The following is a 12830-nucleotide window of genomic DNA, read 5'->3' as shown; positions in this document are numbered from 1 at the left end:
GCCGATCGGTTACGTGTAACGCCGCCGACCCGGCCATTCTTCCCGCAACATCCTGCCCGACCGGTGGCGGTGGCCGTGCGTCAGGGCCCGCTCAGACCGCCGGATAGGGCCACGGATTGAACCGGCACTGCTTGCCGTCCATCGGCACCACACCCTGCGGGTCGAGGACCGCGATGTCGTTGTTGCGGGTGCCGAAGGTCTGCTGCATCATCACCGGCGCCAGCACGCCGTCGGCCGGGCACGGCTGGTGCTGACGGTAGCCGATGGCGTGCCCCACCTCGTGATTGATCTGGTACTGCCGGTAGGAGCCGATATCGCCGTCGAAGGCGAGTGCGCCGCGCACCCAGCGCGCCTCCGACAGCACGACCCGGTCGATGCTCTCGTTGTAGCAGGAGGAGTCGATCGGGATCTCGAAGCCGCACTGCTCCTTGGTGGTCGCGCGGGAGGTCAGCGATACCCGGAAGTCGGGCGCACCGTGGTCGACGCGCTGAAAAGCGAAGTGGGGGTCGTGGATCCAGCTCTTGGGGTTGGCCAGGGTGGCTTCGACCATGCTCGCCACCGCGGCGTCGCCGCCGAGGCTCGTGGTGTCGATACCGTCCTCGATCTCGACGCTGTAGGTGAACAGGCGGCCGGTCGGCGCACCGATCGGGGCCGAACCGCCGGGCACCACGTGCCAGGTTCCGGTGCCGGTCTCGGCGACCGGGCCACCGGTCGGCAGCAGGCCGCTGGGAAGCCCGGCAGCGTACTTGCCGTCACCCTTCGGTGGTGCGCCCACGATCCCGGAGACGCCGGGACCGCCGGTGTGCGGGCCGCTGGGCGCCGCGTCGTGGCCGCCCGCGACCGCGCGCACCGCGTCCACACCCACCAGGACGGTGATCACGAGCAGGGCGGGCAGCAGGTACATCCGCCAGCCGTAGCGCGACAGCGACTGCCGCAGCCGGGCCGGAGCGGACGTCGGGGGTGCGGGTGGCAGGGCCGGCGTGGCTTCGGCGGTGGGATCCCACTGTGCCGCCAGTGGCTGCCGGGTGTAGTCGACCCGGGTCGTGTGCGGGAAGCTCGGCGTACGCGGTCCGGCGCCGACGGGAGATAGCTCGTGGGCCGCCGGGACCTCGACCTCGGCGGCGCCCGTCTTCCCGGGCGTGGGAACACCCGGCTGATCCTGGATCTCGGCGTCCGGTCCACCACGGGGTTTCGCCCCGGGGGCGCCGAGCCCGCGGAACAGTCGTCCCACGGGCAGGCCCCGGGTGCGGCCACCGGCTGGTTTGCTCCGTCGGTCGGTCACGTCCTCCAGCGTCTCACAATCCAGGATCGGCAGACCAGACTCGTCCCATTTGGGCGTCCTGAGAGCGCATGCGGACCGAGCGCCAGCGGGCGGGAGGGTGGGCGAGTATCGTTCGACGAATGCCCGGGGAATTCTTTCCACCGGAAAACGATCTGGGAGAGCAAAACATGACCGAGCTCGTGGACCGGATGACAGGACACCGACTGTCATCCGAGACCGTGGCACCGAACAAGCGAGGAACTCGCTTGCCCCGCGACGCGCGCCGAGCCCAGTTACTTGCCGCAGCCGGCGAAGTCTTCGTCCTGCGCGGCTATCACGCGGCCGGGATGGATGAGATCTCGCAGTGCGCTGGGGTCTCGAAACCGGTGCTGTATCAGCACTTCTCCAGCAAGCTGGAGCTGTATCTGGCGGTGCTGCAGAACTACATCGACGTGCTCGTCTCGTCGGTGCGGCAGGCGCTGCGGTCCACCACCGACAACCGCGCCCGCGTCCGGGCGGCCGTGCAGGCCTACTTCGACTTCGTGGACCACGAGACGCAGGGCTTCCGGTTGGTGTTCGAATCCGACCTGACCAGCGAGCCGCAGGTACAGCGGCGGGTCGAGCAGGCCACCGAGGCCTGTGTGGACGCCGTCTACGACCTGGTCTCCCACGACTCCGGTCTGGACCCGTACCGCGCCCGCATCCTGGCCGTCGGCCTGGTCGGCGCCAGCCAGATCACCGCACGTTACTGGCTCGAGGCGCACCGCCCGATCCCCAAGGAGGAGGCGGTCGACACCACCGTCGCGCTCTGCTGGGGTGGCCTGTCGCACGTGCCGGTGGTTCGTCCCGGCGAAGACGAGCGCTGAGTACCCGAACGACGAGGGGCCCGCACCGGATCGGTGCGGGCCCCTCGTCTGTGTGGCGCTGCTAGACCGCGGCGAAGCCGACCCGGCCGCTGGTGGAGGTGCCGATCTCGATGTAGGCGACCTTGGCGGTCTGGACCAGGAACCGGCGGCCCTTCTCGTCGGTGAGCGCCAGGATGCCCGCGGCACCCTGCAGTGCGTCCGATACCAGGGCCTCGACCTCTTCCGGGGTCTGGGAGCTGGCGATCACCAGTTCGCGCGGGCTGTCGGCGATACCAATCTTGACCTCCACGGCCAAACCTCCTAAGTCCGAATGCTGTTGTGCTCAGGCTAGTCCAGGGCACGGCACCGCAGTGACGCAGATTCTGCGCCCGCAGCGAACAACGCTATCCGAGTCCCAGCACCCGCATGCGTTCACCGTGACTGTCCTGCATGTGATCGAACAGCTTGGCCACCCCGTTGAGGTCGCCGGTCGCCGTGAGGACCAGTTCGGTCAGGTTGTCGCGCTGCGCCATCACGTACTGCGCCTGGGTGATGGCCTCACCGAGCAGCCGGCGGCCCCACAGCGTGAGCCGGTCGCGCGCGGAACGGTTCACCGCGACGGTGCGCCGCACCTGCTCGATCACGAACTCGGAGTGGCTGGTCTCGGCCAGTACGTCGCGCACGACCGTACCGACCTCGGGCGCAAGCGAATCGGCGAGCACCGAGTAGAAGTCGGCGGCGATCCCGTCACCGACGTAGAACTTCACCATCGACTCCAGCCAGGTCGACGGGTTGGTGGAGGTGTGGTACTCGTCCAGCGGGCGCACGAAGGGGGCCATCGCCCCGTAGACGTCGGCGCCGCGGTCCTGCAGCGCCCGTTCCAGGGTCTCGAAGTGGGCCAGCTCGGCGGCCGCCATCTTGGCGACCGCGACCTTGCCGTGCAGATTCGGCGACAGCTGCGCCTCCTCGGCGAGGCGGTAGAAGGCGGAGATCTCACCGTAGGCCAGGACCGCGAACAGGTCCGTCACACCAGGATGGTCGGCGGGGATGCGATATCCCACTCCCGATTCGGTCGATTCGGTCGAAAAGCCCAGGTCGGTGGACGTAGTTGCTCCCATGTTGTTCACCCTAATCTTCGAAACCTACGACAGGTGCGACACGTCGGACAGAAATGTGTCGACGTGCTGCCAGGTGGTGTCGCGCGCTCCGGGGCCGGCCAGAATGCCGAGATGACTACCGGGGACGCGGACGTACCGCAGGTCCACGGATCCGGTCAGGGTCCGTAGACCACCCTCGACGGCAGCGGCGGGGCTGATGACATCATTGTGCCCGCCGACCAGCAGGACGGGTACCGAAATGTCGGCCAGGGCGATCTTGCGGTCCCCGAGTTCGATGACGCCGCGGCCGATGTCGTTGGCGATCATGAATCGCCGGAACAGCTGGTTGTAGAACCGGCCGGGGTATCCGGGCAGCTGATTCTGGAACCGGTCGACGGTCTCCATGCGGGCGAGGGTCGCGGTGTCGGCGAGGTTGGAGGCGACGAACCAGGGCCGGCGGACTTCGCGATCCCACGACATCACCCGGTAGGCGACCCGGGTCAGCGTCGAGGGCACACCACCGGCCGCACGGATGAATGTCGAGGTGCCCAGGCCGCCGGTCAGCTTGGTGGCGAGCCGCAGCTCGTTCATGAAGTAGATGTGGTCGTAGTCCAGCGGCGGCCCGACCGCGATGATCGAGCGGATCGGCAGTGTGGGGTCCGCGGCCGCGGTGAGCAGCGAGATCACCCCGCCCAGCGACCAGCCGACCAGGTCGACCGCCGCTCCCCCGCGATCGGCCGATACGCGGCGGATCGCCTCCGGCACGATGTCGTCGACGAAGTCCTCGAAGCCCATCCGCCGGTCGGCGTAGGTGATGTCGCCGTAGTCGACCAGGTAGGGGCTGCGGCCGGTATCGCACAGGAAGCGCGCCAGGCTCTGGTCGGGGCGCAGGTCGTAGCAGGTGGCGGGGGCGGCCAGCGGCGGCACGAGCAGCGTCGCGGGACCGGTCGCCGGGCCGTCGTGGTCGTACCGGCGCAGCACACGGTGCGGCTCGTCCCACACCACGGTCGAGGGGGCGGGTTCGGGGGCCTCGATCCCGTCGCCGAAGGTCAGTGACCAGGCATTGCGGACGGCGGCGGCTACGGTGTCGGTCAGCGTCACGGCACCAAACTAACCCGTGAGTAAGTTGCGGGGAACCACCCGCTGTCCCGAATGTGACGCATCCGACGCGGAGTACCGCCGTGCGTGAATTACGGTGCGCCACAGCCCGCGCACGCGCCCGAAAGTTCGGCGATCGCGAATATCGGCGGGTTTGCCCGGGCCGAAAATCGGTTTCCAGCAGCCATCACGCTACAATCTCCGTGGACAACGAGTATCTCGCCGCCGGCACCCGTCGGCGAACGGACCGGAATCATCCGGATCCACCGGGAAAGCACCAGTCGTCGTCCGCCGAAAATGTGCGCGCACCGGATCCGCGCCACGCACCGGATCCGCGCCACCACCGCGCCGTGCCAGGTCGATGCCCGAACGAGGGGTATCCCGCAGCGGCCGCAGTGGTTACGGGCCACGTCCCAATGCCTCGTGCGCGCGTGATCGCGAAACCACGAGGAAGGCACGAACCTGAGCAAGATCACTGTAGAACCCGAACCCGGTGTTGCCGACACCCTGCTGACCGCGGAACTCGACACCACCCACACCGCACCGACTTTCGCCGAATTGGGGGTGCACCCCGATATCGTGCGCGCCCTCGCCGAGATCGGCATCGAACGCACTTTCGCCATTCAGGAACTCACCCTGCCGCTGGCACTGGCCGGCGAGGACCTCATCGGTCAGGCCCGCACCGGTATGGGCAAGACCTTCGGATTCGGTGTCCCACTGCTGCACCGGGTGGCCTCCCCCGACTCGGGTACCGCCCCGCTGGACGGCACCCCGCGCGCGCTGATCATCGTCCCCACCCGCGAGCTGTGCCTGCAGGTCACCCAGGACCTGGTGAACGCCGGTAAGCACCTGAAGGGCGGCAACGGCCCGCTGAACGTCACCGCCATCTACGGCGGCCGGCCCTACGACACCCAGATCGCCGCGCTGCGCGACGGGGTCGACGTGGTGGTCGGCACCCCGGGCCGGCTGCAGGACCTGGCCGAGCAGGGTCACCTGATCCTGGGCAAGATCGGCGTGCTGGTGCTCGACGAGGCCGACGAGATGCTCGACCTGGGCTTCCTGCCCGACATCGAGCGCATCCTGACCATGGTCCCCGACCGCCGCCAGACGCTGCTGTTCTCGGCCACCATGCCGGGTCCGATCATCACGCTGGCCCGCCGGTTCCTGACCAAGCCGACGCACATCCGCGCCGAAGAGGCCGGCGACTCGGCGGTGCACGACCGCACCACCCAGTTCGTCTACCGCGCACACGCTTTGGACAAGAGCGAGGTCGTCGCCCGGATCCTGCAGGCCGAGGGCCGGGGCGCGACGATGATCTTCACCCGCACCAAGCGCACCGCGCAGAAGGTGGCCGACGATCTGGCCGAACGCGGTTTCGCGGTCGGCGCGGTGCACGGCGACCTGGGCCAGATCGCGCGGGAGAAGGCGCTCGACAAGTTCCGCAAGGGCAAGATCGACGTGCTGGTCGCCACCGACGTGGCCGCCCGCGGAATCGACATCGAGGACGTCACCCACGTCGTCAACTACCAGTGCCCGGAGGACGAGAAGACCTACGTGCACCGGATCGGCCGTACCGGCCGCGCCGGCCGCACCGGTGTCGCGGTCACCCTGGTCGACTGGGACGAGCTGAACCGGTGGGAGTCGATCGATTCCGCGCTGCAGCTCGGCAAGCCCGAGCCGGTGGAGACCTACTCGCGGTCCCCGCACCTGTACTCCGACCTCGTCATTCCCGAGGGCGCGACCGGGCAGCTGAAGACCAAGCCGACTCGCGACGACGACGCGGTCGTGGTCGAGCGGGAGCCGCGCGAGCCCCGCAGCCGTAACCGCAGCCGCCGCCGCACCCGTGGTGGTCAGCCGGTCGACGAGACCGCTACCGAGGCCACGACCGCCGAGTCCGGCACCGAGGCGGGCGCCGAGGCGTCGGCCGAGGACGCACCCAAGCCGGCCCGCCGCCGGCGGCGGCGCAAGCCCGCGTCGAGCGCCTCGGGTGGCGAATCCGCCGCTGCGGCAACCGAATCCGCAGCCGAGGCGGCCCCCGCCGCCGAGGCCGGGGACAGCGAAGCGGCCGACAAGCCGGCGCGTCGCCGGCGGCGCCGCAAGCCGGCCGCCGACTCGGGGACGTCTGCTCCGGAACTGGCGTCGACCACGGCCTGAGCCGCTCGGCGGACGCGCGGCGCGACCACGCAGGCGGCCCGGCGCAGGCCCGGGTAGCACGTCGTAGCCCGCCGCACCGGTTTCAGCGAACGCACCGCCCGCGAACTTTTTCGCGGGCGGTGCGCGCGTCTGGGGAGTTCGCCGCTGCCGGAGGCAATTCGGGAGCCGTGCCTGCCGGGAGCGGAATCACCCGGTACGCTCGCCTGCGTGCTCGCACCTGAGCGGCGGACGCGCGCCGATATCTCTGTCGCGGTCGCGATCACCGTTGCTGTGGTGGTCGCGCTGCTAGTCGTATGGTCGATCAGCGATGCGCGGGGTACCACCTCCTCGCCCGCGACCCGGCCCGTTCCCGCCGCCGCCGCGGCCGATCATGTCCCCACCGCGCTGCACGAGCTCTGGCACGCCCCCGACGAGGTAGCCGAGCGGCCGCTCGCGGTCGGTGGCGCGGTCGTGACCGCCACCGGCGGCACCGTCACCGGGCGCGACCCGCACACCGGCGAACCGCTGTGGACGTATCAGCGGGACATGCCGTTGTGCGCGATCGAGAGCCAGTGGAGCACCACGGTCGCCACCTATCGTGACCAGCGCGGATGCAGCCAGACCACCCAGCTGACCGGTGACACCGGCGCCCGCCGCGGCGCCCGGTCGAGCTACATGGACAAGCAGGTCGCCGAATCCGGCGACGGCACCTACATCGTGTCGCAGGGGCCCGACCGGCTCGAGGTGTGGCGGTCGGACCTGGTCCGGACCCTGGAATTCGGGTACGTCGACGCCAAGGTCAATCCGCACACCCAGCCGCGCAAGGACTGCACACTGCTGTCGGCGCAACTGGGCGGCGGCCGGCTCGCCGTGCTCGAACGCTGCCCCAATGAGCCCGCCGACCGGCTGACCATGCTCAATCCGGCGCCCAAGGACAGCACCGTCCCGGAAGAGTACGGCACGCACGTGCTCGCCGAGCCCGGCGCGAACGAGCCGGGCGCCCGGATCCTGGCCGCCGGCGACAACCGGGTCGCGGTGTACCTGCCCGGTCCGCAGCCGCTGATCGCGGTCTACGACGGCAACGGCAACCCGGTGACCCAGATCGGCCTGAGCCAGCCGCTGCCCGACTCGGCGAGCGTGGTCCGGGTCAACACCTCGCTGGCCCTGTACACCGGCAACAGCGTGATCGCGTTGCAGCCCACCACGTTCGAGCCGCAGTGGACGGCGGCGGGCGCGCTGGGCACGCCCGCGATCCTGGCCGGGCACCTGGTGCTGCCGGTGGCCGAGGGCCTCGCGGTGCTCGACCCGGCGACCGGCGCCCAGCAGTCAGTGATTCCGTTGGCCCGCAGCGACTATCACGGTGAGGCGATCTCCCTGCTCGCCATGGGCGCGACCGTGCTGGAACTGCGCGACGGGAACATCTACGCGATCGGCGAGTAGTCCCGCCCCTCGGCTCGGGCGAGCACAGTTCGTCCGAGAGGTAACCGGCCGGTCAGGCATGATCTGTGCATGGGCTCGAATCACGACTATCGGCTGGTATTGCTGCGACACGGTGAAACGGAGTGGTCGCGCGCGCGAAAACACACCGGGCGCACCGACGTTCCGCTCACCACGCTCGGCGAGGAGCAGGCGCGCGCCGCGGGACCGCTGCTGCGCAGGCTGAAACTGTCCGACCCGCTGGTGCTGACCAGCCCGATGCGCCGGGCGGTCGAGACCGCGAAACTCGCCGGCCTGCCCGCGGCCCGCGTCGATCCCGACCTGGCCGAATGGGACTACGGCGACTACGAGGGCCTGACCACCCCGCAGATCCGCGAGACCGCGCCGGGCTGGACGGTGTTCACCGCCCCGGTACCCGGCGGTGAGTCGGCGGCGCAGGTGCAGGTGCGAGCGGACCGGGTCCTGGACTCGGTGTCGGGCGCGCTGCGCGAACGGGACGTGGTGCTGGTCGGGCACGGACACTTCTCCCGAGCGCTGATCGCCCGCTGGGCGGCGTTCGATGTGCGGGAGGGCCGCCGGTTCTTCCTGTCGACCGGGGCGATCAGCGTGCTCGGCTACGATCATCAGGCACGAACGCTGCTGGCGCACAACCTCGTTCCCGCGGACGGCGCCGTATGATCCGCCGCGCGCAGCCCGGCGATGTGGCCGCGATGGTCGGGCTGGTCCACGATCTCGCCGAATACGAGCGGGCCGCCGACGAATGCCATCTGACCACCGGGCAGTTGCACGAGGCGCTGTTCGGCCCGGCACCGGCGCTCTACGCGCACGTGGCGACCGCGGACGACGTCGTGGTGGGCTGCGCGATCTGGTTCCTGAACTATTCGACCTGGCGCGGTACGCACGGGATCTATCTCGAGGACCTCTACGTGACGCCGTCGGCGCGCGGCCGGGGTCACGGCCGGGCGCTACTGGTGGAACTGGCGCGCGAGGCCGTCGCCTCCGGTTATCACCGGGTCGAGTGGTCGGTCCTGAACTGGAACCAGCCGGCGATCACGTTCTACGACTCGCTGGGCGCGCGCCCACAGGACGAGTGGACGACCTACCGGCTGACCGACGACGCCTTGACCGCGCTCGCGAAGAGCTAGGACTCCGCGGTGTCGTAGCCGGCGGCCATCCAGCGCGAGGACGGCGGCGCCAGCAGCAGGGCCAGCCCGGCCAGGGCGCTGAGGCCGAACGGGATGCCGTACTGCGGCTGGTGGCTGGTGATCATGTACCAGGAGACCGGCAGCAGCAGGACCTGCGCGATGAATACGATCGCGCGGCCCCAGCGCCGGCCGCGCAGCAGCGCGACGCCGGCGGCCAGCAGCGCGCCGGCGAGGATCGCGAACCAGGCCGCGGTGCCGAAGGCGCCGGCGGCGCTGTCGCGGCCCATGGCACCCCGCACCACGAGCACGATCGCCACGATCACGCCCAGGCCGCCCTGGACGGCGCCGACGATTCCCGCGCCGCGAACCGTCTGCGGCGGCTGCGCCGCCCGGCCGGAGCCGTCGCGCGCGTCTTGCTGCTGGGAGCTGTCCTCGACCACCCGATCAGCTTAGGCCGGTCGATCGGGCCGGAACCGGGCGGGCCGGGACCGGGAATGCAATAGCTAAACTTGCCGCGTGCGGACGTTGTTGATCGTCAATCCCAATGCGACCTCTACTACTCCGGCGACTCGCGATCTGCTCGCGCACGCGCTGGAGAGTCGCACCCAATTGACGGTCGCGCATACCCAGCACCGCGGCCATGCCGCCGAGCTCGCACAGTGGGCGAGCACCCAGGAGATGGACCTGATCGTGGTCCACGGCGGGGACGGCACGGTCAACGAGACGATCAACGGTTTTCTGCCGTTACCGCAGGTAGGCGACGATCAGATCTGGACACCGCGGCTCGGGGTCATTCCCGGCGGCTCGGCGAACGTGTTCGCCCGCTCACTGGGAATCGCCGCCGATCCGGTACTCGCGACCAATCAGTTGCTCGACCTATTGGACCCCGCCCGGCCGCCGGAGAAAGACCGGAGGATTGGATTGGGGATCACAGAGGACCGCTGGTTCACATTCAGCGCCGGTATCGGACTGGATGCCGAAGTTTGTGGCGCAATCGACACCAGTCGAGCGAAAGGTCACGCCGCAACTCCCGGCCGGTATGTGAGAACCACCATTCGCGAGTTCTTCCGCGCGCGCCGGAAGCCGCCGTCGGTTACCGTGCGCATTCCTGGTCACGATCCGGTGACGGGCGTCTACTACGCATTCGTGACCAACAGCGACCCGTGGACCTATCTGGGGGCAACCCCCGTTCACACCAATCCTGGTACTTCCTTCGATTCCGGCCTGGGAGTCTTCGCCATGCGCACCATGGGCGTGCTGGCGACCGCGCGCACCGTCCGCGAGATGCTGCGCCCCGACGCGGACCCCAAGTCGGACAACATTTTCCGGGTCGACGACGTGACCTCGGTGCGGATCGAGAGCGACGTCGAGGCGGCCCTGCAAATCGATGGCGACTTCATCGGCCGCCGCAACGTGGTGGATTTCACGATTGCGCCAAAGGTGCTAGATGTAGTCGCCCCACCGCCCGTTTCGCCCGGACACATCTGAGAAGAATCATCGTTGCGCTGCGAAAACTGCGCGCACCGAGTACAAAGGACCACGCGGGCCCCCTAGGTAGGGGTCTTACAGCGTGAGCTTCCCCACGGTGCACCGGAAACCTATTGACATCTACGGTGTTCGTGAAAGCATTCACAAGCAACCGTGCGGAAACATTCGAGTCGCACAAGTGAACGGTCGACAAACCCGAGGCGCCCTGCGGCGCCATGCAAAGGAGCAGAGGAATGGACTGGCGCCACAAGGCCATCTGTCGTGACGAGGACCCCGAGCTGTTCTTCCCGGTGGGAAACAGTGGTCCGGCGCTCGCGCAGATCGCCGATGCCAAGCTGGTCTGCGCCCGATGCCCCGTGACCGCCGACTGCCTGTCCTGGGCCCTGAAGTCCGGGCAGGATGCCGGTGTGTGGGGCGGTATGAGCGAAGACGAACGCCGCGCTCTCAAGCGCCGCAACGCGCGCACCCGCACGCGCAGCTCCGTCTAGGAGCAGACGCCGATACGGCGCCACCCGCGTTACGGGCCACCTGCGATTTCCGCACTATCCCAGGCCCGTAACGCACACTTGGCCCGGCACGAAGGTGCCGGGCTTTTCCATGCCGCCTCCCCGAGTTTTTTGGGACGGCTCAGAGCCGCTGCCTGTTGGGAACCCTTGGCGGCGGGTGGGGGCTGGACCGATTCTGGGCGTACCCGACGAGTTGCCCGGCCCGCACGAAATCAGTCGACCGGTTGGCATCAGCCAACCGGTCGATTTGCATGTCGAGCCGAGTTTCCTACCGGGAGCGGCGGCCCAGGGGCACGCGGAGCACGGCGTCGGTGCCGATATCGGCGCCCGGGTGCAGGCCGATCGACCCGCCCAGTTCGGCGGTGACGAGCGTGCGGACGATCTGCAGGCCCAGGCGGTCGGAGCCTTCCAGGCTGAAGCCCTCCGGGAGCCCGCGGCCGTCGTCGCTGATGATCACGTCCAGCCAACGCGCGGAACGCTCGGAGCGGATCGTCACGGTCCCGTTCTCGCCGGAGTCGAAGGCGTGCTCGATGGCGTTCTGCACCAGCTCGGTCAGGACCATGACCAGCGGTGTTGCCCGCTCGGCGGAGAAGACGCCCAGCGAACCCGCCCGGCGGACCTTGATCCGCGCGGTATGCACGGTGGCGACGTCGGCCATGATCGGCAGCAGCCGGTCGACCACCTCGTCGAGGTCGACCTCCTCGTCCACCGACATCGACAGCATCTCGTGCACCGAGGCGATCGAGGTGACCCGGCGCACCGACTCCGACAGCGCCAGCCGGGCCTCCTCGTTCTCGGTGCGGCGCGACTGCAGCCGCAGCAGCGCGGCCACCGTCTGCAGATTGTTCTTCACCCGGTGGTGGATCTCGCGGATGGTGGCGTCCTTGGACAGCAGCGCGCGGTCGCGGCGCTTCACCTCGGTCACGTCGCGCACCAGCACCGCCGCGCCGTCCAGCTCCCCGTGCGGGCGCAGCACCAGGGTGCGCAGCAACACCGTGGCACCGCGCGCCTCGACCTCCATCCGGCGGCCCGCTTTGCCCGCCAGCGCCGCCAGAATGTCGCTGACAACTTCTTGGGCATCGAACGGGTCGGTGATCAGCGAGCGGGTCGTCTGGGCCAGATCCTGGCCCACCAGTTCGTTCTGCAGGCCCATCCGGTGATAGGCCGACAGCGCGTTCGGGCTCGCGTAGGCGACGTTGCCGTCGGTGTCGAGCCGGATGAACCCGTCGCCGGCCCGCGGGCTGGAATGCGAGCCGGTTCGGTCCTCGAGCACCGGGAAGGTGCCGTCGGAGATCATCTGGCACAGGTCGTCGGCACAGCTCATGTAGGCGTGTTCGAGGCTGCCGAGCACATCCGACCGCGGCACGTCGGTATCCCGGCCTAGGACGGCGATGACATGTTCGCCGACCCGGACCGGAATCGCCTCCCGCACCACGCGCCGGGGCCGCGGGTGGTACACGCCCGCGGACTCGGTGTCGGTCTCGTAGCGCACGATCTCACCGCTCAGCAGGGCCTCGAACACCTGCGGGTGGTCGGTCCGCGAGGCCAGCGAACCGACGGCGTCCTGCGGGTGCACGGTGGCCGCGGTGGTGGGCCGGCACTGCGCCACGCACACCACGTCCGCGCCCTCGGGCACCGGTCCCGCGCCGACCCACAGCAGCAGGTCGGCGAAGGACAGGTCGGCCAGCAGCTGCCAGTCCCCGACCACCCGTTGCAGATGGTCGACCGCCGCACCCGGGAGATCGGTGTGCTCGGCGAGCAGATCGCTCAGTGTCGACATGGTGCCAATCCGCCTTTACGCGTGCCGAAAACAGTTGTCT

Annotated in this window: 13 protein-coding genes; 7 read left to right on the top strand and 6 right to left on the bottom strand. The window is 69.4% G+C overall.

Features of this window, described 5'->3' with window-relative positions; all coding sequences use genetic code 11:
• Positions 1-91 precede the first annotated feature (91 nt).
• Positions 92-1282 carry a DUF3152 domain-containing protein gene (locus EBN03_RS02250; protein WP_233608055.1) on the bottom strand — a complete coding sequence of 397 codons (1191 nt, stop codon included), beginning with the start codon at positions 1280-1282 and terminating at the stop codon, positions 92-94.
• A 167-nt stretch (positions 1283-1449) separates the two neighbouring features.
• Between EBN03_RS02250 and EBN03_RS02245 the strand changes: the two genes are divergently transcribed.
• Positions 1450-2127 (top strand): TetR/AcrR family transcriptional regulator, encoded by a 678-nt coding sequence (locus tag EBN03_RS02245; RefSeq protein WP_122186123.1) that lies wholly within the window; start codon positions 1450-1452, stop codon positions 2125-2127.
• Between the two features lie 61 nt (positions 2128-2188).
• On the opposite strand, the gene EBN03_RS02240 is transcribed toward EBN03_RS02245, so the two are convergent.
• The 3 genes from EBN03_RS02240 to EBN03_RS02230 form a co-directional block, all read right to left on the bottom strand.
• Positions 2189-2416 carry a DUF3107 domain-containing protein gene (locus tag EBN03_RS02240; RefSeq protein ID WP_122186122.1) on the bottom strand — a complete coding sequence of 76 codons (228 nt, stop codon included), beginning with the start codon at positions 2414-2416 and terminating at the stop codon, positions 2189-2191.
• A 94-nt stretch (positions 2417-2510) separates the two neighbouring features.
• Positions 2511-3224: a ferritin-like fold-containing protein gene (locus EBN03_RS02235; RefSeq protein ID WP_122186121.1), complete on the bottom strand. Its 714-nt coding sequence runs from the start codon at positions 3222-3224 to the stop codon at positions 2511-2513.
• A gap of 24 nt (positions 3225-3248) precedes the next feature.
• Positions 3249-4304, bottom strand: a complete 1056-nt coding sequence (locus tag EBN03_RS02230; protein ID WP_122186120.1) for an alpha/beta fold hydrolase — start codon at positions 4302-4304, stop codon at positions 3249-3251.
• Between the two features lie 459 nt (positions 4305-4763).
• Here EBN03_RS02230 and EBN03_RS02225 point away from each other — a divergent pair, with 459 nt between their 5' ends.
• From EBN03_RS02225 to EBN03_RS02210, 4 genes are all read left to right on the top strand, one after another.
• Positions 4764-6455 carry a DEAD/DEAH box helicase gene (locus EBN03_RS02225; protein WP_122186119.1) on the top strand — a complete coding sequence of 564 codons (1692 nt, stop codon included), beginning with the start codon at positions 4764-4766 and terminating at the stop codon, positions 6453-6455.
• Between the two features lie 207 nt (positions 6456-6662).
• Positions 6663-7874: an Rv3212 family protein gene (locus EBN03_RS02220; RefSeq protein ID WP_122186118.1), complete on the top strand. Its 1212-nt coding sequence runs from the start codon at positions 6663-6665 to the stop codon at positions 7872-7874.
• A 69-nt stretch (positions 7875-7943) separates the two neighbouring features.
• The gene (locus EBN03_RS02215) at positions 7944-8549 is read left to right on the top strand and encodes an acid phosphatase (protein ID WP_122186117.1); all 606 of its coding nucleotides are present in this window, start codon (positions 7944-7946) and stop codon (positions 8547-8549) included.
• A complete protein-coding gene (locus EBN03_RS02210; RefSeq protein ID WP_122186116.1) occupies positions 8546-9016 on the top strand; it encodes a GNAT family N-acetyltransferase in 471 nt (156 codons plus the stop codon). Before EBN03_RS02215 ends, EBN03_RS02210 begins: the two co-directional genes overlap by 4 nt.
• On the opposite strand, the gene EBN03_RS02205 is transcribed toward EBN03_RS02210, so the two are convergent.
• Complete coding sequence (locus tag EBN03_RS02205) at positions 9013-9369, bottom strand: hypothetical protein (RefSeq protein WP_122186747.1); 357 nt, start codon at positions 9367-9369, stop codon at positions 9013-9015. The genes EBN03_RS02210 and EBN03_RS02205 overlap by 4 nt on opposite strands.
• A gap of 163 nt (positions 9370-9532) precedes the next feature.
• Between EBN03_RS02205 and EBN03_RS02200 the strand changes: the two genes are divergently transcribed.
• Together EBN03_RS02200 and EBN03_RS02195 are read left to right on the top strand one after the other, a co-directional pair.
• Positions 9533-10504, top strand: a complete 972-nt coding sequence (locus EBN03_RS02200) for a diacylglycerol/lipid kinase family protein (RefSeq protein WP_122186115.1) — start codon at positions 9533-9535, stop codon at positions 10502-10504.
• 233 nt (positions 10505-10737) lie between these two features.
• Positions 10738-10992: a WhiB family transcriptional regulator gene (locus EBN03_RS02195; protein WP_122186114.1), complete on the top strand. Its 255-nt coding sequence runs from the start codon at positions 10738-10740 to the stop codon at positions 10990-10992.
• A gap of 286 nt (positions 10993-11278) precedes the next feature.
• Here the strand turns inward: EBN03_RS02195 and EBN03_RS02190 are convergent, their stop codons facing one another.
• Positions 11279-12790, bottom strand: a complete 1512-nt coding sequence (locus EBN03_RS02190; protein WP_122186113.1) for a sensor histidine kinase — start codon at positions 12788-12790, stop codon at positions 11279-11281.
• Positions 12791-12830: the final 40 nt, after the last annotated feature.

The sequence above is a fragment of the Nocardia stercoris genome (genome assembly GCF_003696265.1).
Classification (GTDB): domain Bacteria; phylum Actinomycetota; class Actinomycetes; order Mycobacteriales; family Mycobacteriaceae; genus Nocardia; species Nocardia stercoris.
Note: the sequence above shows the minus strand (reverse complement) of the source record. Positions and strands in the feature narration are given on the sequence as shown.